General features: G+C 48.9%; 20 protein-coding genes and 1 other RNA gene. 9 read left to right on the top strand and 12 right to left on the bottom strand.

The features are described from left to right. Window positions 1–31: 31 nt before the first annotated feature. From rnpB to fabG, 6 genes are all read right to left on the bottom strand, one after another. Window positions 32–440, bottom strand: an RNA gene (rnpB, locus tag LZD49_RS08775) — RNase P RNA component class A. Window positions 441–548: 108 nt separating this feature from the next. Then, window positions 549–1,889 (bottom strand): DUF4403 family protein, encoded by a 1,341-nt coding sequence (locus LZD49_RS08770; protein ID WP_234666967.1) that lies wholly within the window; start codon window positions 1,887–1,889, stop codon window positions 549–551. A gap of 94 nt (window positions 1,890–1,983) precedes the next feature. After that, window positions 1,984–2,967, bottom strand: coding sequence for a DUF2027 domain-containing protein (locus tag LZD49_RS08765; RefSeq protein ID WP_234666966.1), 984 nt, complete (start codon window positions 2,965–2,967; stop codon window positions 1,984–1,986). 51 nt (window positions 2,968–3,018) lie between these two features. Continuing rightward, window positions 3,019–3,942, bottom strand: coding sequence for a DUF2279 domain-containing protein (locus LZD49_RS08760; protein ID WP_234666965.1), 924 nt, complete (start codon window positions 3,940–3,942; stop codon window positions 3,019–3,021). A gap of 22 nt (window positions 3,943–3,964) precedes the next feature. Then, window positions 3,965–6,037: a VWA domain-containing protein gene (locus tag LZD49_RS08755; RefSeq protein ID WP_234666964.1), complete on the bottom strand. Its 2,073-nt coding sequence runs from the start codon at window positions 6,035–6,037 to the stop codon at window positions 3,965–3,967. Between the two features lie 74 nt (window positions 6,038–6,111). Then, on the bottom strand, window positions 6,112–6,858 hold the full coding sequence (gene fabG, locus LZD49_RS08750) for a 3-oxoacyl-[acyl-carrier-protein] reductase (RefSeq protein ID WP_234666963.1): 747 nt from the start codon (window positions 6,856–6,858) through the stop codon (window positions 6,112–6,114). A gap of 151 nt (window positions 6,859–7,009) precedes the next feature. Between fabG and yiaA the strand changes: the two genes are divergently transcribed. Continuing rightward, complete coding sequence (yiaA, locus tag LZD49_RS08745) at window positions 7,010–7,444, top strand: inner membrane protein YiaA (protein WP_234666962.1); 435 nt, start codon at window positions 7,010–7,012, stop codon at window positions 7,442–7,444. A 45-nt stretch (window positions 7,445–7,489) separates the two neighbouring features. Continuing rightward, window positions 7,490–8,200: an SDR family oxidoreductase gene (locus LZD49_RS08740; protein ID WP_234666961.1), complete on the top strand. Its 711-nt coding sequence runs from the start codon at window positions 7,490–7,492 to the stop codon at window positions 8,198–8,200. Window positions 8,201–8,231: 31 nt separating this feature from the next. Here the strand turns inward: LZD49_RS08740 and LZD49_RS08735 are convergent, their stop codons facing one another. Genes LZD49_RS08735 through LZD49_RS08725 form a run of 3 tightly spaced genes read right to left on the bottom strand, consistent with a single transcriptional unit; the run spans window position 8,232 to window position 10,849 of the window. Beyond that, window positions 8,232–9,302 (bottom strand): hypothetical protein, encoded by a 1,071-nt coding sequence (locus LZD49_RS08735; protein ID WP_234666960.1) that lies wholly within the window; start codon window positions 9,300–9,302, stop codon window positions 8,232–8,234. Next, window positions 9,299–9,937 (bottom strand): ATP-binding cassette domain-containing protein, encoded by a 639-nt coding sequence (locus tag LZD49_RS08730; RefSeq protein ID WP_234666959.1) that lies wholly within the window; start codon window positions 9,935–9,937, stop codon window positions 9,299–9,301. Before LZD49_RS08730 ends, LZD49_RS08735 begins: the two co-directional genes overlap by 4 nt. Before the next feature lie 15 nt (window positions 9,938–9,952). Then, on the bottom strand, window positions 9,953–10,849 hold the full coding sequence (locus LZD49_RS08725) for a hypothetical protein (RefSeq protein WP_234666958.1): 897 nt from the start codon (window positions 10,847–10,849) through the stop codon (window positions 9,953–9,955). 307 nt (window positions 10,850–11,156) lie between these two features. On the opposite strand from LZD49_RS08725, the gene LZD49_RS08720 reads away from it, so the two are divergent. Both LZD49_RS08720 and LZD49_RS08715 read left to right on the top strand, forming a co-directional pair. Further along, the gene (locus LZD49_RS08720; RefSeq protein ID WP_234666957.1) at window positions 11,157–12,200 is read left to right on the top strand and encodes an isoaspartyl peptidase/L-asparaginase family protein; all 1,044 of its coding nucleotides are present in this window, start codon (window positions 11,157–11,159) and stop codon (window positions 12,198–12,200) included. A 41-nt stretch (window positions 12,201–12,241) separates the two neighbouring features. Continuing rightward, window positions 12,242–13,663: an alpha-L-fucosidase gene (locus tag LZD49_RS08715; protein ID WP_234666956.1), complete on the top strand. Its 1,422-nt coding sequence runs from the start codon at window positions 12,242–12,244 to the stop codon at window positions 13,661–13,663. A 78-nt stretch (window positions 13,664–13,741) separates the two neighbouring features. Here the strand turns inward: LZD49_RS08715 and LZD49_RS08710 are convergent, their stop codons facing one another. Next, complete coding sequence (locus tag LZD49_RS08710) at window positions 13,742–13,963, bottom strand: hypothetical protein (protein ID WP_234666955.1); 222 nt, start codon at window positions 13,961–13,963, stop codon at window positions 13,742–13,744. Window positions 13,964–14,190: 227 nt separating this feature from the next. On the opposite strand from LZD49_RS08710, the gene LZD49_RS08705 reads away from it, so the two are divergent. Continuing rightward, window positions 14,191–15,654: an alpha-L-fucosidase gene (locus LZD49_RS08705; protein ID WP_234666954.1), complete on the top strand. Its 1,464-nt coding sequence runs from the start codon at window positions 14,191–14,193 to the stop codon at window positions 15,652–15,654. Window positions 15,655–15,842: 188 nt separating this feature from the next. Here the strand turns inward: LZD49_RS08705 and LZD49_RS08700 are convergent, their stop codons facing one another. Continuing rightward, entirely contained in the window at window positions 15,843–16,919 is a 1,077-nt protein-coding gene (locus LZD49_RS08700) for a glycoside hydrolase family 76 protein (protein ID WP_234666953.1), read from the bottom strand. A 215-nt stretch (window positions 16,920–17,134) separates the two neighbouring features. Between LZD49_RS08700 and LZD49_RS08695 the strand changes: the two genes are divergently transcribed. The 4 genes from LZD49_RS08695 to LZD49_RS08680 all read left to right on the top strand — a co-directional run bounded on the left by LZD49_RS08695 (window position 17,135) and on the right by LZD49_RS08680 (window position 24,388). Beyond that, window positions 17,135–17,740 (top strand): RNA polymerase sigma factor, encoded by a 606-nt coding sequence (locus tag LZD49_RS08695; RefSeq protein WP_234666952.1) that lies wholly within the window; start codon window positions 17,135–17,137, stop codon window positions 17,738–17,740. Between the two features lie 86 nt (window positions 17,741–17,826). Further along, window positions 17,827–18,912, top strand: coding sequence for a FecR family protein (locus LZD49_RS08690; RefSeq protein ID WP_234666951.1), 1,086 nt, complete (start codon window positions 17,827–17,829; stop codon window positions 18,910–18,912). A gap of 187 nt (window positions 18,913–19,099) precedes the next feature. Then, entirely contained in the window at window positions 19,100–22,678 is a 3,579-nt protein-coding gene (locus LZD49_RS08685) for a TonB-dependent receptor (RefSeq protein WP_234666950.1), read from the top strand. A 45-nt stretch (window positions 22,679–22,723) separates the two neighbouring features. Continuing rightward, window positions 22,724–24,388, top strand: a complete 1,665-nt coding sequence (locus tag LZD49_RS08680; protein ID WP_234666949.1) for a RagB/SusD family nutrient uptake outer membrane protein — start codon at window positions 22,724–22,726, stop codon at window positions 24,386–24,388. A gap of 180 nt (window positions 24,389–24,568) precedes the next feature. On the opposite strand, the gene LZD49_RS08675 is transcribed toward LZD49_RS08680, so the two are convergent. After that, window positions 24,569–24,721, bottom strand: coding sequence for a Txe/YoeB family addiction module toxin (locus tag LZD49_RS08675; RefSeq protein ID WP_304488708.1), 153 nt, complete (start codon window positions 24,719–24,721; stop codon window positions 24,569–24,571). Window positions 24,722–24,724 lie beyond the last annotated feature (3 nt).

Raw genomic sequence — 24,724 nt, 5'->3', positions numbered from 1 at the left:
ATAGCATTATAAATAAATTCAAAAAATCAGAAAAAAAGCCAAGCCTGTAAGCCGGGTTCTGTTACTTCAACCAGTTACCTGGTATCCGCTCCTGCCATTTATCCAGGATTCCGGTCGCCCGGAACCTCTAACGATCTACCCGTGCTGGCGTTCCGAAAGAACAGGGACGAGTAGCCCCGTAAACCAACACCTATTTGATCTTTCAGCCCGTAAGGTTTACCATGCATTCCCTGTCACCAGGAAACCGGTAGGCTCTTACCCCACCTTTTCACCCTTACCGAGGCACACAAAAAATATGCCACGGCGGTATCCTCTCTGTTGCACTTGCTGTCAACGAACCGTCGCCGGTACGTTGCCTTCCCGTTAGGAAGTACGGCACTCTATGCTGCCCGGACTTTCCTCCCCGGCTAAAAAGCCGCAGCGGCAGGACAGCTTAGACCTTTCCTCTGACCACAAAGCTAAGAAATACTTTCTTTCGATCAGCAGTCAATATACCATAAAAAGTAAAAAAAACTGGCACTTCCGCTGAATATTGTACAAATTTTTGATCAGATTCCTTTCAATCCGTCGACTTTCAAATTGACTTTTCCAGTCGCAAATACAACTGAATAAAGGTGTTTGGGAGTGAGGTAAACCTTGTCGGGCACAATATCGGAAAGTATTCCTTTCACAACTACACCTTCGGTGACTTTATAATTGGCAAGCGTTTTCTGAATCGTGTTTTTGGCGTCGGCAATCTGGCCGCCTACCGGGAATACCATCCGTTTTTCCATCATTTTGCTGAACTGCCCCTGTAAAAGCCAGCCTGCCGTGCGAACGATCGAGTTTTTTGTGTCAAGGTCATAATCAAGGCCTTTCAGCGACAACTGCTGGGTCGCGGGATCGTAATACGGCATTCCTTTCAGATAAATATCGCCGCTGATACTCCCTTTCAAACCCGCTTTGATAACCAGGCGATCGTTCTGCCCGTACATTTCGATGGAGGTAACTTCCACATTATACTTGCCTCCCAAAAACGAGAACTTCTCGCCTGCCAACTGCTTCGTGGCCAGCCGGGCGGCGTCCTCGTACGACACCAGACTAATCAGGCCGATCTTGAAATCGTCCTTCACCTTATCGACGATCCTCAAATCCGGCAACTTCTGCAAGGGTGCTGCTGCCGGCTTTGTCGCCGACGTAATGGTTTGAGTATAACCTTTAATACCAATTACCGAACGGAGGACATTATTTTTCGCAAGCAACGGAGTCATTTCCAGGCCCGTGGGCACGATCACCAGCCAGGTGTCGTACTCTTTCGCGAGCATGACCGGCTGACGGGCAATATTCCAGGCTAGCTCCGCATTCTTTTTGAGTCCAAGATTGGAAGAAACCTGTTCGTCGATGGCTTGCGTGATTTCATCAAAATTTTTGTTCAGCATGCGGCTCACCATTCCTTTGATGGGGATATTGATACCCGCCACGCGGATGTTGGGTTCGCTAATCCAGTCGTAGCTATCCAAATAAGTCTCAGATTTGATCTGCCACGACGGTGTAATGCCGATTTTGGAGATCAACCGGATGCGTATCGAGAATTCAGTGTCCTTATAACCCGACATGGTCATACCCAGTGGGCTCACCTTATAGCCTGCGCTAACCCAGATTTTCAGCGGCACCTCAAAAAGAAATGAAGAATCTATCGCAACCACTTTGATTGGGCTGATCTTCCACACTTTCGCTTTCAGGTTGTCGTTATCATCATCCTCATAGCTATTGTCTTCATAGATCAACCCTTTAATCTGGTTGTTGATCTGGCTCTCGATCTCGGAAATAGGGATCTCAACCGGCACATTCAGCACCGACAAGTGTTTCTCGTTCTGTATCTCCTTATCCGAATATTTATATTCTTCCATAGGGGCCTTAGGGGAGGTTTTTTTAGAACCGCAGCTCCAAAAAACGAATGCTATCAGAGCGATTATTCCAAAATAACCGCGCCTGACGTATATTTTACTTGATTTTGACGAGGGTAGCACCGTATCCAAATTTCTCCTTTAATGCATCTTTAAAAAATTGCACATGCTGGTTCTTCCCCAGTCTGCGGTGCAGCTCATTTTTCAGAGCGCCACTGCCGGCGCCATGTATAAACGTAATTTCCTCCATTCCATTGGCAATAGCCGATTCAAGGTTACTTTCAAAAGTGTCTAGCTGCTTTTTAAGAATGGCGTCAACGGACAGGCTTTTGGCATTTGGAACCAGCTTTTCGATGTGCAAATCGATCACTTTCTCAGGTTTAGGGAGGGTATTTTGCTCAGGAACCGACTGGCCGAGCATACTCGCCCGAATCTCCCCCGCTACATCGACCGTAATACCTGGCGTCTCTCTTTTCAGATTCTCTTCGTCCAATTGATATACAAAACCATCCTTGTCCAGCACAGGCACTTTGCCCTTATTTTTGTAAAACGACTGCGCCCGGCAGCGGATGCGCTTAGTCAACGCCGATGGCAACTGGTGGTTTCCTTCTCTGAAATAGAACATTTGGAGATCAAACACCGGCCAGGTTTCAAAATCCTTCATCTGCAACTCGGTCAATTTTTGCGAGGTCCGCGGTTGTAGCAGGCCCGCAGCCAGGCCGACACTTACGGATTCGGACGCCGCAACCGCTGTGAACGGCAATATCCAGTCGGTGTTATTGATGACGTGAACGGTTAATGCTTTGTCGTTGACCGGGATAAATGCGAGGTAAATACCCTTTTCCGCAAATGGCACATTTCGGGGAATGATCACGTCCGAGCGACTTGCAACCTTTTTCGGCTCCTCCACTTTCACCATCCGCTGTGATTCAACCGGCGAAATAGTCACGATCTCATTTTTCAAGACCGGAATCCGAAACCCGTCTTCAATTTCAACTTCTACTACATTACCAGGCAAAAAGGCATAGATGATACCCTCTTCACGCCCATGTACCAATCTTACTTTATCTCCTATATTCATATCAAATTATTGCATCTAACTTCTGAACGATTTCAGTTCAGACAAAATATATTAAAAATAGAATGGCTTAAAATCCACTCCATGCTTGCTGATCTGCAATGCGGGTGCCGGAATTTTCAGGGAATTAACCAGGAAACCTAGCGTCTTAACAAACTTATTTCTGGTTTTGATCTTCGTAAAATCGATATCCAGCGACAAATAATACTGCCTGTAAGGCTGGTAACCCATTTCAATGCTTTTATTCGGCTCGGCCGATACCATGTTTTGAATACCATAACCTACTGAAATGCATAGCCATCCAGGCCATTTAGCGCCTTTAAAAAATGATTTCGGGCTTGCGGAAAACCAATAGGTCTGCCCGTTATAATCTTTCAGCCAACGCTCCGACCAACTGCTGCCCAGCAACGCGGGCCTCACATGCGCCAGCGAGGTGTAATGAAATGAAAATTTAGGTTGTATACGCACCTCATCCCACAATGCCACCTGACCCAGGAATAACGCAGAACCACTCAGGTTCGCGATCATATCGCCCGGCGAAAAGCCGTAATCGGGCGAAAAGCCGTCGAGTATTTCGATGGGTGTTTGAAAAATCACACCCGAGACAGCCCCATAAATAAGCATTTGCCGTTTCGAAATCCCTGTTTTTTTATACAAGGCCGCGGTATGGCGGGCGATTTGGTAGGATGTGTAAAGGTGCCCCATTTTGTCCATTTGTAACCACTCGCCCGTATCGTCTTCGATGGTAAATTTGGTTAATGGGTTCTTATACCAGGATTTACTGAGCCCATACAAGCTTCCGAGGTATATAGCCGACTGCGCCGCAAAAATCCCTCGGAGCATCTTGTAATTCGGTCTGGTAGCGGGAATAGCATCTCGCGAAAGTGTATCTGCCGTTGAAACAGCTTCCTGGGCATTCGCGCGTGGGAAGCTTCCAGCCAGCAGGCAAATCAGCAAATAATGAAGAGTAAAACGCATTCGATCATACCGGGACCAGACATCAATAACCGCCATGGTATTTTCTAAGTCCCCATTCCGCGCCCAGCAGGATTACCAGCAGGAAAAACAGCCATTTCATGTAGATTAGCTCTACCATATCCTCGGTGCTATCCAGCCTGTCCGCAGGGCGGTCATTTTTTAGTTTTTGAATAAATTGTTGTAGCGATGTCGGCGTCATGAATGTACCGCCGGACCGCCTTGAAAGATCGCGGAGCATTCCGAAATCCGCCGTTGTATTGCTCAATTCAAGGTCCGCGTTCCGGATCACAAATTGACCGGAAGCATTTTCCTGCTTGCCTTTCAACATTGTAGAGGCTGCGTACCGATAAACACCCTCTGCCATACCACTGACGTTAAACCGAGGCGTCTCTTTAGTATGTGTGTAGGTAAATTGCTTGCGTTTTCCCTTCTCGTCGACCAGTTCCAGCTTCACTTCCTGGCCGAAAATCGGCTCGTAAATGTCGTTGTAAATCTCGGTCTGGAACGAAACCTGCTCACCGGCTTCAAATTCATTGCTGATCGTATACACCCGAAATTTACGGCGGTCTTCTTTGACCGAAAGTAACTGGATCAGCTTCTGGAAAAGATTATCCACAACTTCCTGTTTGCTGGTTTGTGCAAATTCCTCCTGCCTCCATTGCCAGATCCCCTCTCCCGCCAGAACAGCCGTTTTTTGATCGCCATTCGTATTCAGTACCAGCAAAGGTTTGCTCGTATTCAGCGTTCCGACCTTTTGATAAAGGATCGTTTCAGTTCCCGCGGAAATATTATACTCCCCAAACGGAACCGACAATGGCGGCAACCTTTCCAGCAGTTTCAGGCTTTCGGCATCCAGATTAAGTTGCTGAAACGATGGATTAAAACGTGCAGTTACCTTATCGACCTGGTTGTTAGCAGCCGCATTGATAAACAATGACCGGCTCAGCGAACTTGCCAGCGGCACCGCCGATTGATTGCCCAGAATAAAGAATAACGGCGTTTTGGCATCCAAAAACTTCCGGACCTGCGCATTGCCTAACCCCAGCACATTGGGAATTTGGTGCAGGATCACGAGGTCGTAAGGCTTGGCGCTCGGCGGTGGGTTATTGGCAATGGACAAAATATTGATGTCCAGCTCATAATTATCATTCGCTTCGATGACGCTCCGGATACTTTTAATGTCGGGATGTGGCGCAAGGGCCATCACCAATATCTTTTGACGGCCGTCGATAATATCGATATAAACCTCCTTCCGGTTGTTACGGCCGGACGTTTCGCCGGAAACCGCGCCGAGTTCAATCGTGTAATGCTGAACGCCTTTTTGTGCGGAAGAGGTTTTGAAGTCAAATGCTTTGAAGTAATCGGCGCGATCGATCACTACGGGTTGGCTCTGGATCACGCGGCCGTTTTGTTTCAAAGTAACCGTGGTGCTTTTGCCTTGCAAGCCATTCGCTGCTATTTCCGCCCGGATCGGGAACTCGTTGCCGAGATAGGCAATGCGGTTACTAACCACATCCTTGACCCGGATGTCCAGCTTAGGCACCGAATCACCCACAGCTAATGAATTTACCCTGAACGGATAACGATTATAGGCCGGCGATACGCCCTGGTTCACGATCCCGTCCGACAGTAGCACGACGTCCGTGAGGTTTCTACCTTCAAAATTGCCCCTCACCGTTTGAAGCAAGCCAGCCAGATCGGTTTTGTTTTGATTGAATTGAAACGAGTCAGTGCTGGTTTCAGAGCCATTCAGTGTTTCTACACTTATTTCAAAACCGGATTCATTGAGATCACGGACAGCAGCATTCACCTGCGCCATCGCTGCCTGTCCATATTTGCCAACCGATTCGGAGTTGTCGATCGCGAAGACGATTTTGGCCTTATCCACCGAGCTTTGCGTGCGCCGAACAAGCGGGCTCAGCAGAAGGAAGCAGATCAATGCAACCACAATCCCTCTCGCGGCCGCCAGCACGTAATTCAATTTTTTCCCCCACGACGGTTGCGGCTGATAGAGCAGCCAGGCATAGGCCACACCTGCAAGCACGCAGAAAATTAGGAACCAGTAAGGGGTTTGGAATATGAGTTCTGACCGCATGGGTTGGGATTCAATAGCTGGCAACGTTACAATATACAACGAAACCGCCAGCTATTTACTAACGAAGAAAGACGCTATGTTAACATACCACCGTCGACCTGGATTACCTGGCCGGTGATATAGCGCGACATGTCGGATGCAAGGAACACGCAGGCATCAGCCACCTCCTCGGGCTGGCCGCCGCGTTTCATCGGGATCGACTGCTTCCAGTCTTCCACCGCCTTCGCATCCACCGCGTCGGTCATTTCGGTTTCGATAAAACCGGGTGCCACGGCATTTGAACGGATATTTCTTGAACCCAATTCCAGTGCAATAGATTTTGTAAACCCGATGATACCGGCTTTGGAAGCAGCGTAGTTGGATTGCCCCGCATTTCCACGTATACCCACTACCGATGTAATATTAATAATTGACCCGCTTTTCGCACGGATCATGGATTTCGTAGCAGCTTTGGTAAGGTTAAAAACCGATTTCAGATTGATGTTGACCACCGTGTCCCACTGCTCCTCGCTCATACGCATCAGGAGCCCGTCGCGGGTCACACCGGCATTGTTGATCAGCACGTCCAGCTTGCCAAAGTCAGCGATCACGTCGATAACGAGTTGATCGGCCGCCTGGAAATCCGAAGCATCCGAACGGTAACCTTTGGCTTTCACACCAAATGATTCCAGTTCTTTTGCCAGAGCTTCGCCTTTTTCTACGCTGGACAAATATGTAAACGCGACATCAGCACCTTCCTGAGCCAGGCGCAACGCAATCGAACGGCCGATACCCCGCGAAGCCCCTGTTACCAATGCAACCTTATTTGCTACTAACTTCATAAATAGGATTAGAATCTGTCAAAATATATACTGCCGGCAAAAATAGGATATTGGGGAGAGACCGGCAAATAAACGGAGTATGGTACTTTATCACAAAATGATGTAATATTCAGGTAAAAAGTACCTTCTCCAACATTAAACAAACACTATCATGAGTACTACAAATGCCCAGAAAACCTCAGGAGCCTTTATTGCTGCGTCCTGGATCGCATTGGGCGTCGGCATGGCCGGATTTATTATCGGTCTCTGGCGGTCGGAAATGCTGCTGAGTGAAAAGGGATATTATTTTACGGTACTAATGTACGGCCTCTTTGCCGCGGTATCCGTGCAAAAGAGCGTCCGCGACCGTCTGGAAGGCATTCCGGTTACGGCTATTTATTACGGTATCAGCTGGTTTTCGACCATCCTGGCCGTTGTTTTATTGATCGTCGGACTTTGGAATGCGACATTACTACCGAGCGAAAAAGGATTCTATGCATTCGCTTTTCTCCTGGGCATTTTCGGGGCTATTGCCGTTCAGAAGAACACCCGCGACTCGCAGATTTTCGAAACCGGCAGCTCATTTTCCAAACCTTCTGATCATTGATGCTGTTAACCCATTACGAGTAAAATTGAAATAAACCAGCAGGTAATGGCAGAAACAAAAAAAACAGCCCTGATCACAGGAGGTTCCAAAGGCATCGGGTACGGCATTGCCGAAGCGCTAATCCGTGACGGCATTTACGTGGCAATTACCAGTCGTTCGCAGGAGAATGCCGACGAGGCCGCGCAAGCTCTAAATCAAATCAGAGACGGCTCCGCGGTCGGCATAGCTTCCGATGTGAGAAATCTGGCTTCCCAGGAAAAAGCAGTCCAAACCGTGATAGAAAAATGGGGAAGGCTCGACTATTTCATTGCCAATGCAGGCGTGGGACATTTCGCACCTATTCAGGAATTGAGCGCCGAATTGTGGCAAGAGACGATCGATATTAACCTTACCGGCGTATTTTTCAGTGCAAAGGCTTCCATCGCCGCATTGACAGAATCAAAAGGTTATTTTATCAACATTGCAAGCCTGGCAGGCACCAACTTTTTTGCCAATGGTACAGCTTACAATGCCAGCAAATTCGGCCTGGTAGGCTTTTCACAAGCCATGATGTTGGATGTACGCAATGCAGGTGTGAAAGTAACGACGATCATGCCTGGTTCGGTAGCAACTGAATTCAACAACCACGAACCTTCGGATAAAGACGCCTGGAAAATCCAACCTGAAGATATCGGCCAGATCGTTTCCGATTTGATCAAAATGCCAGCCCGAACGCTACCAAGTAAGATTGAGGTGCGACCTACTACGCCGAAATAATCTTTGATATAAAGCCGGACCGGTTCCGGCTTTATATTTTACACCATTTCGGAAAAACGTACATGGAGAAAAGTATTCCGAAAGAAGCTATGAGCAAGATTGGGATTTTATACAAAATCAATAAAGTAAGTCCTATAAAACCAAATAGCAGCACGTGCATTGCATTTTCCGGCAATCCCGACCTTTTGTAGTAATAGAGGTGAGAAACGATGAGAATGGTGATGCCAAGAACAAACAACTGCACCACCTCAGCAAAGCCGAGGGCGCCACTGCGCAGGACGACAAGTGTCTCCGGAAGTATCAGGATAATATGCGCCACCACCGCCCTGCCCCAACGAACCCGCGCAGGCACTGGCAGTGACCTGCCCCAAAGCCATACTTCACCTTCCCACTGGTATAACTCATAGGAAAGCCCGAGATTGAGCAAATAGGCGAGCGACATGCCAACAGCGGGCATTCTGATATCATATTCGCCCGTGCTGTAATAGAGCATCGTTCCGGCAGCCACGAGCATTGCACCCAACTTCCCTACCAGCAACGTAATGCCCCGCTCTCTTACAAGCCATTCCATGGACCAGAAAAGCCAGGACACAGGGCGGCGGAACGGCCAATTTATAATGCTTTTCGTTTTGACAGGTACATATAAAACGGGGTTCCGGATCCGCCATTCAGCAATCGCGGTAAGCAGCATTACCAGGACAATATAAAAGGGAATAACAGGCCATAATCTGGTCAGCAACTTGTCCTGAATGGAGATCATGAGCAAGTAAATGCCATAATACAGTATCGGTTGAAGAAACCCGAGTGCCATTACCGCAAATCGTCGCGTACGAGTAAACGACGACCACGTCCGGGCATGGAAAATGAATGTATACTCCGGCAGTCTCCAGGTATTGATGAGAAACTGGGCGCATAGGAACGTGTAAACCAGCCAGATCGCGAAAAGAGCAATCATACCGTAGCTCCCAGTCAGGAAAAACGCCGCAAAAGCATGGTGTTCATTGGCACTCAAAAAGCCGAAAAGCACGCCCAACAAAACAAGGAACGTACCGGCACGTTGCCTGAAAAATGCTGAAACGGTGGAGACCAGCAGCATTTTCATAGCATCTCAGTCGCAATGAGTGTTTTGTCCTTCAACCGAAAACTTTGAGAAACCTGCAGTCCCTCCTGCTCGAAAAGCTGGTGCGACGACAACAGAAATGTGACGCCATTGCGATGATAATCTTTGACAAGTTCAAAAAGCACATTACGCGCCTCGCGATCAATGGTGATTAGCGGCTCATCGAGAATGATAACCGAAGGATCACCCAGAAATGCCAATAGCAACGATACCTTTTTGACCATCCCGCTCGAACAGCTGCCAAACGGGTTTTGAAGATAATTGATCCCGAATGCTTCGGTGAGCATATTACTTTGCTCATACGAAGCCTTTTGCGCCTCTGCCACAAATGCGATGAGATCCGCGGGCGTCAGAAATGAGGGATAGAGCGGTTCGGCCTCGCCGAGGTTCAGTCGCAAACGATAATCTACCGGATCCTTTTTCAGGTCGTAGCGCCCGTTGAGCCTCACAGTTCCTTCAAAAGGCAGCATACCAGCCAATGTCCTGAAAAGCGTCGATTTACCTGCCCCGTTTTCACCCTGAATCCAGTAAATACCCTTTTCTATTGCAAATGACTCAATCGCAAGGATTTCCCGTTCACCGTATCGCTGCCTGAGCTGATTGATTTCCAACACCATAGACAGATTCGCGGGTTAATTTTTGGGATAAATGCCAAATTCATCTTTAAGCTGCTGCAAGGCAACCGACTCTTCGTAGCTATACAAATCCTTATTAAAAAGCGCATTATGCCCCGCATTCTGCAAGCTGATCCAGCTATGCGTGGCGTAGGGGTCGTAATCGAAATGCTTGAACGAATGACCCATATTGTTCATATCGGCAAACCACTTTACGCCTACATCCAGGCGGTCGTAAGCACCGAATGCTGTACCTTTTCCAAGGGGCGTGGTGTCTTTCCGCGTTTTTTCCAGATCGATCATCGCCACATATTCGTTCAGCCGACACTCCGGTAACGGCCAGGGTGCTGCACGATCCACAACACGCTCATATTCGGCTGTTCGTGCCTGAGGATGCGCAGCAGCCAGTTGCATCAGCTCTTTGTAGCCGGGTTTGTATTCGGTATACTTTTCAGGGCCGCACAAGCCGGCTTCCAAGGCCGGGCAAACCCAGCATTGCCCGATCCGCCCGATGCCGGATGCCGAACCAATGCCGTTTACATATTCGCCAACGAGGTCGCCTTTGAAATAAACATCATTATGAATAACGAGCAGGTATTTCTGATCGGATTTTTCCCAGGCATATTGATAGCGCACCGCATGACGGTAACGCTTGAAATTCAGCAGGAAATTGAATTTTACATTATTGGTCCAGAGCCAGACGTTGGGCTTGTAATATGCTATCTTGTCCCCGAAATGATCAAAAATGAATTGAAAATTGGGCGGCTCCGGCTGTTTGGCCTCTTCTACGAAATAGATTTTATTGATCCATTGGTGCGAATGCTGCATCAGCGTCAGCAATGTCATCGCCGTCTGGTAAGGCTTGCCATAAGCGTTGATCGCCACATCGACACAAGCCTTTGGAGAGTTCGTCATTGTGTATGTTCTTCTTTTTTCTGAAACAAGTAGCCAAAGGTTGCCATTAAATCAGAAATCCCCTGTTGTTCCCTTGAAAAATTTACTAAATGTCCTACTTGGCAAATTTGACGCAACGTCCATCCTATCTCAGCACAAACATTTCAAATAGATACTTCCACAGACAGATCGTATGAAATTTCATATTTTCATTGATCACAAATTCCGTCGTTCGTATATTTGAAAAAATTTTAAATAATATCCGGAGGTATTTTCAAAATTTTACAAAAGATCATTTTCCATTCGCTAAACCACTAATCCAGACACCATGAACACTAATCGACGTTCATTTTTGCGTTTGTCGGCCATCGCCCTCCCCTTTTCGCGAGTAAACCAACTGTTTGCAGGTGCGCCGGTCGCCGGGACGCCGGTCGCCGGAACGCCGGTGGTAGTTTCGACATGGGACAGCGGCCAGATCTCCAACGCGGCGGCATGGCCGGTGCTGGAAAAAGGCGGGCGCGCACTCGATGCAGTCGAACAAGCTGCGATTGCCATTGAAAATGACATTAACTGCTGCGTCGGCCTGGGCGGTAACCCCGACCGCGACGGACATGTGACGCTTGATGCGTGTATTATGGATGAAAAATCCAATTGTGGTGCCGTAGCATTCCTTGAAAGGATCAAACACCCGGTTTCGGTAGCGCGCAAAATTATGGAAGAAACGCCGCACGTATTTCTGGTTGGTGCAGGCGCACAGCAGTTTGCGTTAGCGAACGGCTTCAAACTTGAATCGGACAAGCTTTCGCCCGATGCGGACAAAGAATATAAAAAATGGCTTAAAAAAGCCGAATACAAGCCTGTTATCAATATAGAACACAAGCAATCGAAAGGACACGGCCCATTTGCGCCGGCCCGCCTCGACGATGGTTCTTTCAACCACGACACCATGGGCACCCTCGCACTGGACGCGAAAGGTGACCTGTCGGGCATGTGCACCACCAGCGGAATGGGCTTTAAGATGCGCGGACGCGTAGGCGACTCTCCTATTATTGGCGCGGGATTGTTTGTCGACAATGAGATAGGAGCGGCGACATCATCCGGCCAGGGCGAGGAAGTGATCCGCGTGAATGGAACGCACCTCGTCGTGGAATTTATGCGCAATGGTTCGACTCCCGAAGAAGCTTGTAAAAAAGCCGTAGAAAGGATTGTAAAGCGTGATCCGGAGCGGGCAAAGACATTTCAGGTAGGATTTCTGGCCGTCAACAAGCTTGGCGAAGTAGGCGCATATTCGGTCCAGCCCGGATTTTCGTACACCATCACCACCGGCGACGGCAAAGGCAAGGTTGTTAGTTCGAAAAGCCATTTTGCATAACCTTCTTCAATCAGTATTTAATTAACCACTTAACCTACAAGATGAATTTCAGATCCACAGCAATTCTGCTCGCCGGGCTGTTTATTGCGTCCGGGTCGTATGCGCAGCAGCATTCGGAGCAAAACCACTCCAAATATGTAGCACCCACCGACCCGCTTGTACAACAAAAGCTAGCCAAATGGCAGGATGTTAAGTTCGGCCTACTCATGCACTGGGGAACGTATAGCCAGTGGGGCATTGTGGAATCCTGGTCGCTGTGTCCTGAAGACGAAGGCTGGTGTGAGCGCCGAGGCCCGCATTCGCACGACTGGTTTGAATACAGAAAGGCTTACCAGGACATTGCAAAAACTTTTAATCCCGTGAAATTCAACCCGGACCGCTGGGCAAAGGCAGCCAAAGGTGCGGGGATGAAATATGTGGTTTTCACCACGAAGCACCACGACGGTTTCTCGATGTTCGATTCGAAATACACGGACTACAAAATCACGAACACGCCGTTCAAAAGCAATCCAAAGGCCAACGTCACCAAAGAAGTACTGGCCTCATTCCGCAACGAAGGCTTCATGACCGGCACCTATTTCTCCAAACCCGACTGGCACACCGACTCTTACTGGTGGCCTTACTTCCCGCCCAAGGACCGTAACGTTTCTTACGATCCTAAGAAACGTCCTGAGCTTTGGAACAAATTCAAAGACTTTACCTATAACCAGATTGAAGAACTAATGTCTGACTACGGCTCCGTAGACATTCTATGGCTCGATGGCGGCTGGGTACGCCCATTCAGCACCATCGACTCGACGATCAGCTGGCAGAAAACCATTCCTTACGACCAGGACATCGATATGGCCCGCATCGCCAAAATGGCCCGTTCGCACCAGCCTGGTCTCCTCGTAGTGGACCGCACGGTAACCGGCGAATTTGAAAACTATGTGACGCCCGAGCAATCTATCCCTGATCACTACATGTCCATTCCCTGGGAATCGTGCATGACCATGGGCGACTCCTGGTCGTATATTCCAAAGGAAAACTTCAAATCGACCCAGAAACTAGTGCATACACTAGTGGATATTGTTGCAAAAGGTGGTAACCTGCTGCTAAACGTCGCTCCGGGCCCCGATGGCGAGTGGCACGAGGAAGCCTATACGCGTCTTGAAGAAATGGGTAAATGGATGAATGTGAATAGTATAGGAATTTACGAAACCAAACCACTCGCGCCTTACCGTGCCGGGAAATGGGCCTATACCAAAAAGGGAAACACAACATACGCCTTCTACCTCGCCGACGCGGGTGAGAAACTGCCCGCAAGCCTGAAACCGGAGGGTTTGGAAATCTCTGCGAAAGCGAAAATCACATTTGCGGGTAATAAAAAGGTATTGAAAGTTAAAAACGGAGCCATTGAGTTGCCAGCGAAAACTGTTACAGAAGTAGGCGCGCAACCGGCTTATTTGTTTGTGATTAACTAGGATTTGTGAGGGAACGACTTCCCATTTCCTTTTTGAGGTCGGCAACCGGGTAGCGGGGTTCGTCTTTATCCGCTCGCATCAGTTCAAGTAAAAGTAGTCGTTCAGTTTTTCATTTTCGATGATGGTCAGGATTTGCAACATCTCGCTTTCGCTCCAATTGCCGCGTTGCTTTTTGACGCTGAATGTTGGTGCCGGTATGCCGATTTGCTCGGCCAGGTAAGCGTTTTTGTAGCCCGATTTGTTGATCAAAGCCGCCATGTTTTTCTTCAAAGCAATATAGTTTTCAACGATTGTCAACATAACGATTTTGATTTTACAGGAAGTTGATATTTCTATTTTCTAAATTAAAATTAAGATTTATGTTATGGTTTTCAAATTTCCAAACAACACATTATACTGATTAAATGGTGAGCTGACAGGAACATCGGCAAAAAATTTGTGAACTCTGTTAAAAGAACGATCTTCACTTTTCATTCGCATGCAACCGCGATAACCCCTGACTGCATCATCAGAAACACCTTTTCAAAATGATCAAACAAATAACCGGTCTCCTCTGCCTTACGGCGTCGATTGCCTTTGCACAAACACCTCCAAAACCTTACGGATCCGTGCCTGCACCACGCCAGGTCGCCTGGCATGAAACCGAGGTATACGGTATCATGCACTTTACACCTACCACATTCGAAAACAAGGAATGGGGTTACGGAGATGCCGACCCAAAGACATTCAACCCGTCGGATTTCAATGCCGACCAGATCATACAAGCTGCCAAAGCCGGCGGATTGCGGGGGATCGTACTTGTAGCGAAGCACCACGACGGTTTTTGCCTCTGGCCTACCAAAACCACCGATTACAACATTACTAAAAGCCCCTTCCGCGAAGGGAAAGGTGATCTTGTACGCGAGGTAGCGGACGCTGCGCGCAAGCACGGTTTGAAATTCGGGGTATATTGCTCACCCTGGGACCGTAACAATGCGAAATACGGAACGCCGGAATACATCAAGATCTACCGCGAACAGCTTACCGAGTTATATTCCAATTATGGCGACCTGTTTATGTCGTGGCACGATGGGGCGAATGGCGGTGACGGCTACTACGGCGGTGCCCGCGAAAAGCGTTCGATCGACAACACTACCTATTATCAATGGGATTCGACCTGGACAAATTACACCCGCAAGCTGCAACCAAACGCCAGCATTTTCAGCGACATTGGCTGGGACGTGCGCTGGGCCGGTAACGAAGACGGCAGCGTAAACCCAACCTCATGGGCAACAATAACCCCGAAGCCGTCGGAAGGACAGAATGTTGCCGTACCAGGCCAGGCTAACGCAACCGAAAACCCGGGCGGAACCCGTGGTGGTAAGTTCTGGATTCCCGCGGAATGCGATGTACCATTGCGTAAAGGTTGGTTCTACCACGAAAATGAAAAGCCGAAAACGCCCGAAAAGCTATTCGATCTGTATCTCAAAAGCGTAGGACGCGGTGCTGCCCTCGACCTGGGCCTTGCTCCCGACACGCGCGGCCAGCTACACAATGACGACGTAGCCGCACTCAAAACATTCGGCGATCGCGTTAAAAACACATTTGCGACCAACCTGGTCGCCCGCGCCTCCTCGAAGGCGGTGAATGTACGTGGTTACAACTCCATTTACAGTGCCAAAAACCTGCTCGACGGCAAAACAGACACCTACTGGGCCACCGATGACGATTTCAAAACACCCGAGGTCGTGATAGAACTGAGCCAGCCGATCATTTTTGATGTCATCAGCTTGCAGGAGTACATTAAGCTAGGCCAGCGCATTGAAGAATTCGCTGTCGACGCCTGGATCGGCAACGACTGGAAAGAGATATATAAAGGTACCAGCGTCGGTGCAAAGCGTCTTGCAAAGCTGGACGTACCAATAACCTCTCAAAAGGTTCGCCTCCGCATCACCAAATCACCGGTTAGCATTGCGATCAGTGAGTTTGGGGTTTATAAGGATGCTGAGTAAAATGTATATACATACAAAAGCGCCGGTTGAGTTTTCAATCGGCGCTTTTGTATGTATATCAATGTAATTTTCAAATCTGTAGGGCATAATCCTTCGCCAGAATCCCTCCGTCCATTCCCTCAGGGCCTATTTCAAACGTCGTTTGCCTAGATTTGTCAGGCTTATACTCTTGCAAAAATAACATATCGTTACTGCTTCGCTAACCGCTCCAACCGCGCGTACATTTCCAGCATCGCGCCCTGGTCAATCAGCGTTTTTACCGGCTTGCGGCCTAGCAGCCCTTTTTCGTCACGTTCGTCTTTCCAGATGCGCTCGGCGTCGGAGACGAAGATCCTGAAATCGCCGGCTTGCGGGTCCACTTTGTACAGTTCCTCGAAACCTCGCAGTAACACGACGTTGAACCAATAATTATCGGGCAGCCTGTTGTTCTTGTAAAAATGCTTTTTCGAACCTTCCGCCAATGCTTTCGCCTCGTCGAGATATTCTTTTTTGCCTGTGATATTGTGCAGTAGCACAGCCGATTGCAGCATTGTGCCTGTATTGTAACTGTATTTCGCCGAATCAATTTTCAATGACGGAATTTTAATGGCATCATAATAGGTTCCGTCGTTCGCACGGAGGTTCTTCTTGGTCCAATCGTAAAGGCTAATGGCAGTTTTAAGGTATTCTGGCTCTTTTTTGACTTGATAAAGTCCCAGCGCAACAAGTACGCCAGGTCCGTTGGAACAGGTGTTTTTGGTATTCTTTTCATCTTCTTTCCAATATAATCCTCCACCCGAAAGGTCGTCGTAGCCAGTCATCATAAAACGGTAAATTTCCTCCGCTACAGTCAGGTAATCTTTCTCGCCGGTGCGGTTATAGGCGTCCAGGCACGCGATCGCAATCCACTGGTTGTCGTCATAGAACCGCGAGTCCTTATGCTCACTGGTTACGTACGCCTGATAACCCGGAGCGGGGGCGGCGGTGTTGTAATATTGCCGAATGGCACCAAGCACAGGTTTCATATATTGTTTGCCCGGACTTACTGACTCCGACTCCGTGGCGGCCTGCAGCAATGCGCACAGCGGCCAAAGAAACGAATGCGGCTTTTCATTTTTCCCGTTAGTTTCGATAAACAGGCCGGTCGACGACTCGTAAAATACCCCTTCGATATTGAGGAGAATCTGGCCACGTCGCGATTTGTAGTCGGGTGTAGTCTGGGATACGGCGACATTCAGACCGGTGATACCGAGCAAAATCAGCGCCGTGGTGAACATTCTTTTCATAAAACAGTTTCGATTTTTTTGAATAGAAGCATGCCCGTCGAGGTTCTCTACTTGAAAGATCCTCTTCAAATCGCCGCTCGCCAAATTACAAATAATGGCATTCTGGTAGAATAGAGTAATAAAATTTGGTTATTCCAATAATATCCGATAGAGTATTTTATATCCAAATCGCATTACCTATTTTTGATTATCCCCCATTAACCTGACCAGCCTTTTTGACTGCATTTGGCAAACATACCGACGATGCCGTGCTTTGGAATGCGTTCCGTGGTGGGGACGAGCACGCATACACGGAACTGGCCCGGCGCTACTACCGGATGCTCTTCCAATATGGCCAAAGGTTTACCCCAAATATCCAGTTGGTTGAAGACGTGATCCAGGATTTGCTGGTACACCTCTGGCTGCATCGGGCGACGATCAATGATACGCCTTCGGTAAAATTTTATCTGATCAAGGCGTTCCGGCACCGGATGCTGAAAACGATTAAGCCATTCTCCGAAGAAACTCAGCTGACAGAGCACTGTGATGGTTTAGTGCATGACTTTTCCAGTGAAGAAAGCTGGATCAGCCGGGAAAATGACCTGGTGCTGAAAAGAAATGTCCAAACTGCACTAGGTCAACTATCGAAACGTCAGCAGGAGGTCATTTATCTCCGCTTTTTCCAAAATCTGATGCCGGAAGAGATCGCCGGGCTACTCGCGATCAATGCGCAATCGGTAAGCAATATTATCCAGCGGGCACTCTCCAATCTGCGCGGGTTATGGCAAACACCACCTTCTATTTCTGTCATATTCTGCTCATTAATCCAAATCTTCTCTTAATTTTTTGCCAAAACAAAAAATTTTCATTCACAACTGAGTATCCAGGCAAAACAATTGGATAATGTATAAAAAACACATTCATCCGCATGCCGCTCGACCCACACGATCATTTGCTGCAATCGCTCCTCGCAAGCCCTGCTTTCAGAAGCTGGGCAGAGGGCAAGCGCCCCGGCGACGATGCGATCTGGGAAAAATGGGCTGCGGAGCATGATGACGGCGCAGCGATCGTCCGCGAAGCAATAGCCATTGCAAGCGCAATGCCTATCGGTGACGAGCATTTGACGGACGATTACATTCATCATAAAGTCAACGAAGCCCTGCAAGCTGCCCGGCGACAGGAGCAGCAACAGGAAAATCGCAAGCGGGATTCGTTCTTCCCTGTGTTCATTTCGGGTTGGAATGTGGCGGCCAGCTTGCTCATCGTTGCAGGCCTTTGCTTCGCTATTTTTCGCATTTATCAAAATAACAAGCGCGTGTCGCTTGTGTCAACGACCGAAACCCTGGCAACCAATACTTTGAGGGAGGTCACCAATACGGAACGCTCGTTCAAATACGTCCAGCTTCCCGATGGCAGTTCGGTGGTTCTGCATCGCAACAGCACGTTGAAATATCCGCAGACATTTACCGGTAAGAAGCGGGAAGTTTACCTTACCGGCGAAGCATTCTTTGAAGTTACCAAAGACCGCGACCAGCCCTTCTTTGTGTATGCCGGTGAACTGATCACCAAAGTGCACGGTACTAGTTTCAGTATCAAGGCGATAGCTAACGAAGCGGAGATCACCGTCGCCGTTAAAACCGGAAAAGTGTCTGTTTCCAGTGAAAACGCCTCCCCAACCCTCCTTCTTACCTGCAACCAGCAGGCTACCTTCGAGCGCGCGCATGCGAAACTCGTACGTTCGGCGCTCAAAAGTCCTGTCCTGCTGAACATTCCGATTGAAAACCAGGAATTTACCTATTCGGAAACACCTGCCGCGGATGTTTTCGAAGCACTTGGCAAGGCCTATGGCGTTACCGTCGCATTCGACCGCCACAGCCTGGCGCATTGCAGCATTACAGCCACGCTTGGCGACGAACCGCTCGAAAACAAGCTGAAATGGCTCTGTACCATTCTGGAAGCAAAATACACCATTAACCAAGACAGCATTACCATTACCGGAAATCCCTGTAATTGATCATTCACCCTAAACCAAAACTATTTGCATAAAAACAACAAAAGGTGAACGATGCTACCAACATCATTCACCCGATTTGAAATCCCCTCTTTCTGTGCTGGCGCTAAGAAGCTCCCCCGACTGCAAGTCAAAAGGGACACGGGAATTATTTTGCCGATTTTTTTAAACCTACAAAACAGTCAAAAGTATGAAAAAAACCTTTTACTGGCAGAATCACCTGCTCAAAATTATGAGAATCAGCCTCATACAATTGTTCATCATCATCCAGTTCTCCGGGCTCACATTTGCGTTCGATGGCTTCGGGCAGGAAGTGCTCAGCCGCCGCCTGACGATCAATATCCGCGAGCAGAAGATCGGCGCGGCACTGGAACAGATCGGCAAAATGTCGGGCGTGCATTTCATGTACAGCCCTGAACTGATCCGCTCGCAACGCAGGGTCACTTTCAGCGCCAAAGAGGAAAAGCTGGAAGCGATCCTCGATAACTTTCTGACGCCCTTGCAGGTTTCCTATGAAGTGTCGGGCAAGCAAATATTGTTGAAAAGAGCCTCTGCAAAACCGGCCACTAACCTCCCGGAAGGTACAGGAACGTCTATCAAAACCATCCAGTCTATTGACTTTCAAATCAAAGGAAAAGTAAAAGACCCTACTGGCGGCTCAATTCCCGGCGCGACGATCGTGCTGAAAGGCAGCTCATCAATAGGTACCACCACCGACGCCGATGGTGGATTCTCATTAAATATACCTGACGGCAGCACTACATTGGTCGTTTCAACCATCGGGTTCCTGACCCAGGAAGTGGACATTGCCAACAAAACCATGGTGGAAGTGACGCTTCAATCCGACATTAAGTCACTGACAGAAGTGGTGGTAACGGGTTATTCATCCCAATCCAAACGCGACATTACCGGTGCAGTTTCCACCGTTGACGCTACCGAACTGACCAAAGTGGCTGCTCCCAACGTGGCGCAGCAGTTGCAGGGACGCGTAGCCGGGGTAACCGTAACGTCCAATAACACGCCTGGCGGTGAAGCCACAGTCCGCATACGTGGTTTTGGTACGATCAACAACAACGACCCGCTTTACATTATCGACGGCGTGCCTACAAAAGGCGGTTTAAACAGCATTAACCCAAACAACATCGAGTCGATGCAAGTATTGAAGGATGCTTCTTCGGCATCCATTTACGGTTCACGCGCTGCGAATGGGGTGATTATCATTACCACCAAAAAAGGAAAAGTAGGTGCTCCAAAATTTACATTCAACTCCCGCGCCGGTTTCCAGACCGGCAAGGTTGATTTGGATCTGATCAAAGACCCGCAGCAATTCGGCGATCTGCTTTGGACGCAGCGCAAAAATGCTGGGGTATTGACCAACGGCAACCCTTCGCATCAGCAATATGGCAACGGTCCTACCGCTGTTGTGCCCGACTATATCCTCGCAGGATCGAGCTATGGACTTTTTGAAGGTGATCCGAAGACAAACCCGTCACTTTACAACTACAACCGCGCCGGTTTTTACCAGATCGTCAAAGCGAACAAAGAAGGTACCGACTGGCACAAGGAAATCCTTCGTCCAGCTGCCATTCAGGAATATAACATCGGCGCGAACGGGGGTACCGAAAATGGCCGCTACGCCATTGCGCTGAACTACTTCAAACAGGACGGTGTGCTGATCCATACCTCTTTTAACCGCTACTCGATCCGCTCGAATACCGAATTTTCTTTCAAAAAACGCATTCGTTTAGGCGAAAACCTGGAATTGAGCTACACCGAAAACAAAGGTTATTACAATGCCAACGGTACAGCCAGCTCGACCAACAACCAGGATGGCAACCCGATCGGTAACGGATACCGCATTCCGTCGATCATTCCGGTGTACGACATCATGGGCAACTTTGCGGCGACGCGGGCGGCGGGCCTCGGCCCTGCTACCAACCCGGTTGCACAGCTGTGGCGGTCGCGAAACAACCAGACCAACACGCTTCGCGCATTTGGTAATGCGTATCTGGAAGTAGACATTCTAAAAGACCTGACCGCGAAATCGAGCATCGGTATCGACTTCACCAATGCCAACCGCGTAGGTTACACCTTGCTCGACCTCGAAGAAGCTGAAATCGAAGCGGCCAACGCGATGACCAACGGCAATGCCTACGACATCAACTGGACATGGTCGAATACATTAAACTATACCAGAAACTTCGGTACGGCTCACAAACTAAGTGTACTTGCCGGTACGGAGGCGATCAAAGGCATGGGCCGCGATTTTTCTGCAACGCGTACGACATTCTTCTCGGAAAATCCGCTTTACATGTACCTGAATTCAGGAACTGCGGGAATCGCCAACACCGGCGTGGGTTATGAATGGGCGTTGTTTTCAATTTTTGGAAAAATCAACTATGCATTAAAAGACCGCTACCTGCTCGAAGCTACGGTGCGCCGCGACGGCTCTTCGCGCTTTGGTCAGAACAACCGCTACGGTACATTTCCGGCATTGAGCGCGGGCTGGCGTTTGTCGGAAGAAAGTTTCATGAAGAGCATTCCGTGGATGGACGACCTGAAATTGCGTGTCGGCTGGGGACAAACCGGTAATCAGGAAATTGGAAACTATAATGGTTTCAGCACTTACCGTTCAAGCCTGAGCCAGTCGTCGTACGCCATCGACGGATCGAACAATGCGGTACAGCCAGGCTTCGACACCGAGGCATTTGGTAACCAGAACGCGAAATGGGAAACCACAACCCAGACCAACGTGGGTATCGACGCTACTTTCCTGAAAGGCATGTTTGGCCTGAACCTCGATTTGTACAACCGTACCACTGCCGACATGCTTTACCAGGTGGCATTGCCCGCAACTCAGGGTGTTGCCACGATTCCGTTTGTGAATGTAGGTGAAATGAACAACAAGGGTATCGACCTCGGCATCGATTTCAATAACAAAGCATTGAACGGCGATCTTACCTACTCGGTCGGTGTCAATGTTTCTACCTACAAAAACGAAGTGAACAAGCTCAACAACAGCTCGACCGCCGTGCTCCTCGGCCCTGCGATCCGCAGCTACACCTGGACGCGTTCGGTAGCCGGTATGCCGCTTTATTCGTTCTATGGCTTGCAAATCGATGGTATTTACCAAAATCAGGGCGAAGTGGATGCCGGACCGAAATATCCGGGTTATGCAGCTGTGGGTAAATACAAATACCACGATACCGACGGCGACGGCACCATTACCGACAACGACCGCAAGTTCCTCGGCAACCCGCACCCCGATTTCACCTATGGTATCAATCTGAATGTAGGTTACAAAAACTTTGACCTGTCGGCATTCTTCCAGGGTGTGAAAGGCAATCAGATCATCAATATGGTGAAACGCTGGGTGGATTTCAACAACCAGGCCGGTAACCGCAGCCTTCGTATGCTGAACGACTCATGGACACCGGAAAATCCTGACGCCGTACTCCCTATCCTCGACGCCAACGACAGCCGCAGCCAGCAGCCATCGAGCTATTTCATTGAAGACGGTTCGTATTTCCGCATGAAAAACCTGACGCTCGGCTATACATTGCCTTCCACCTTGCTTTCGAGAATCGGCTTCGAGAGCGCACGGGTGTACGTACAGGCACAAAACCTCTTCACGATCACCAAATACAGCGGTATCGATCCTGAGGTGACGTCGGTAGGTTCAACACCGGGAAGCACTGTTTTGGGTGTGGATCAGGGCAATTATCCCAATTCGAAAATGTATCAGATCGGTATCAATTTCGGATTCTGATCCAGGATTTAAAGTCAATTTTTCAAATAGATATTATCAATCAGTATGAAAAAGAAAGTATTTGCATTAACCGCATTGGTCAGCCTCGGAATGCTGACATCCTGCGGCGACAGTTTTTTGGAAACCACTCCCCTGGGGGTGGCTAACGAAACCCTGCTGACCAACAAAACCGGCGTGGACGCTGTGCTTATCGGCGCATACAGCTTGCTCGATGGCGTTGGTGCAGGGCCGGTGAATACCTCGTCGGTCAGCAACTGGATTTACGGTTCCGTCGCATCCGACGACGCCTACAAGGGTTCGGACGTAGGCGACCAGGCGCAGATCACAACCATCGAGCGCTACATCCCTCAGGCTGATATCGGTGCATACAACGACAAATGGGTAGCCGTTTACGACGGCGTTTCACGGTCCAACAACGTGATCAACCTCATCGGCAAAACCACCGACATGACCGACGCCGAAAAAGCGCAGGCATTGGGCGAAGCGCGGTTCCTGCGCGCATGGTACCATTTCGAGGCCAAAAAGCTCTGGAATATGGTCCCCTACGTGGATGAAAAGGTGACCGACTTTATCAACCTGCCCAATAGCAAGGACATCTGTCCGGAGATCGAAGGTGACATCCAGTTTGCGATCGACAACATTTCGGCTACTAAATCACAGGTAGGTCGCGCGAGTAAATGGACTGCGAAGGCATTTCTGGCGAAAGTACATATGTATCAGCAAGACTACAAGGCCGCAAAACCTCTGCTCGACGACGTGATCAATAACGGTCCGTTCGCGCTCGTAAACAGCTTCCACGACAACTTCCGCATTACGACAGAAAACAATTCGGAATCGATTTTTGAAGTACAAATGTCGGTAGCCGATGGAGGTGCGGGTCAAAATGGTAGCTGGGGCGATAACTACAACTTCCCTTATGGCTCTGCGCCAGGAGGTTGCTGCGGTTTTTATCAGCCAACTCAAAACCTGGTGAATGCATTCAAAACCGACGAAAACGGACTGCCTTTGCTCGATACATTCAATGATGTGGATGTGAAAAATGATGAAGGCCTGTCGTCGGCAGATGCATTTACTCCTTACGATGGCACTCTCGATCCCCGTCTCGACTGGACCGTTGGACGCCGCGGCCTCCCATTCCTGAACTGGGGCACTCACCCTGGCAAAAACTGGATCCGCGACCAGGCATTCGGCGGGCCGTATACTTTCAAGAAGTTCTTCGCATACAGCGGTGAAAATGCCGGTGCCGAATCACCCCGCGCCAATGCGAACAACTACCGCGCTATCCGCTTTGCCGACATCCTCCTGATGCGCGCCGAGGTAGCTGTAGAAGAAAGCGATCTCGCAACCGCATTGAAACTCGTGAACCAGGTGCGTACCCGCGCCGCCAACGTAGTAGTACTCGACGCTGCCGGGAAACCTGCCGCCAACTATCTTGTGAAGACCTACCCTGCATTCTCAAACCAGGAATATGCAAGAAAAGCAGTACGCTTTGAGCGTCGTTTGGAACTGGCTATGGAAGGTCACCGTCATTTCGACCTCGTACGCTGGGGTAATGCCGATGTGGTGCTAAACGCCTACCTCGCCAAAGAAAGCAAGAAACGTACTTACCTGTCGGGAGCTACTTTTGTGAAGGGTAAAAGCGAATACTTTCCAATTCCGCAAGCGCAGATAGATATCATGGGCGCTGCTGTTTTGAAACAAAATCCATAAAAGTGACAAATTTTTAATATTATTATCCAAAAGTATCGCTAAAAATGGAAGGGAAAGAAGATCCCACCACAGTGGTGCCTGAAAGTATTGAGGGAAGTGCTAAGCTAGCGACCCGAAGGTTTTCATAATTATATTCTGTAGTTAATAAAGTGCGTCTTTTCTGGGGACGCACTTTTTGTTTTAATAATGATACTTAGACTGAGCAATGATGATGCAGCCATCGGCAACCTTGTAAACAAGCCGATGCTCATCGGTAATCCTCCGAGACCAGTAACCGGAGTAATTCGAGCGTAGCAATTCCGGCTTTCCTTTTCCTTCTAACGGAGTCCGCAAACA

Origin of the sequence: Dyadobacter sp. CY261 (assembly GCF_021440085.1) — a bacterium.
Taxonomy (GTDB): Bacteria; Bacteroidota; Bacteroidia; order Cytophagales; family Spirosomataceae; genus Dyadobacter.
Note: the sequence above shows the minus strand (reverse complement) of the source record. Positions and strands in the feature narration are given on the sequence as shown.

Coding starts and splice junctions, on each gene's coding strand:
- LZD49_RS08770 (WP_234666967.1), bottom strand. CDS start 1,889: ATGGAAGAATATAAATATTCGGATAAGGAGATACAGAACGAGAAACAC.
- LZD49_RS08765 (WP_234666966.1), bottom strand. CDS start 2,967: ATGAATATAGGAGATAAAGTAAGATTGGTACATGGGCGTGAAGAGGGT.
- LZD49_RS08760 (WP_234666965.1), bottom strand. CDS start 3,942: ATGCGTTTTACTCTTCATTATTTGCTGATTTGCCTGCTGGCTGGAAGC.
- LZD49_RS08755 (WP_234666964.1), bottom strand. CDS start 6,037: ATGCGGTCAGAACTCATATTCCAAACCCCTTACTGGTTCCTAATTTTC.
- fabG (WP_234666963.1), bottom strand. CDS start 6,858: ATGAAGTTAGTAGCAAATAAGGTTGCATTGGTAACAGGGGCTTCGCGG.
- yiaA (WP_234666962.1), top strand. CDS start 7,010: ATGAGTACTACAAATGCCCAGAAAACCTCAGGAGCCTTTATTGCTGCG.
- LZD49_RS08740 (WP_234666961.1), top strand. CDS start 7,490: ATGGCAGAAACAAAAAAAACAGCCCTGATCACAGGAGGTTCCAAAGGC.
- LZD49_RS08735 (WP_234666960.1), bottom strand. CDS start 9,302: ATGAAAATGCTGCTGGTCTCCACCGTTTCAGCATTTTTCAGGCAACGT.
- LZD49_RS08730 (WP_234666959.1), bottom strand. CDS start 9,937: ATGGTGTTGGAAATCAATCAGCTCAGGCAGCGATACGGTGAACGGGAA.
- LZD49_RS08725 (WP_234666958.1), bottom strand. CDS start 10,849: ATGACGAACTCTCCAAAGGCTTGTGTCGATGTGGCGATCAACGCTTAT.
- LZD49_RS08720 (WP_234666957.1), top strand. CDS start 11,157: ATGAACACTAATCGACGTTCATTTTTGCGTTTGTCGGCCATCGCCCTC.
- LZD49_RS08715 (WP_234666956.1), top strand. CDS start 12,242: ATGAATTTCAGATCCACAGCAATTCTGCTCGCCGGGCTGTTTATTGCG.
- LZD49_RS08710 (WP_234666955.1), bottom strand. CDS start 13,963: ATGTTGACAATCGTTGAAAACTATATTGCTTTGAAGAAAAACATGGCG.
- LZD49_RS08705 (WP_234666954.1), top strand. CDS start 14,191: ATGATCAAACAAATAACCGGTCTCCTCTGCCTTACGGCGTCGATTGCC.
- LZD49_RS08700 (WP_234666953.1), bottom strand. CDS start 16,919: ATGAAAAGAATGTTCACCACGGCGCTGATTTTGCTCGGTATCACCGGT.
- LZD49_RS08690 (WP_234666951.1), top strand. CDS start 17,827: ATGCCGCTCGACCCACACGATCATTTGCTGCAATCGCTCCTCGCAAGC.
- LZD49_RS08685 (WP_234666950.1), top strand. CDS start 19,100: ATGAAAAAAACCTTTTACTGGCAGAATCACCTGCTCAAAATTATGAGA.
- LZD49_RS08680 (WP_234666949.1), top strand. CDS start 22,724: ATGAAAAAGAAAGTATTTGCATTAACCGCATTGGTCAGCCTCGGAATG.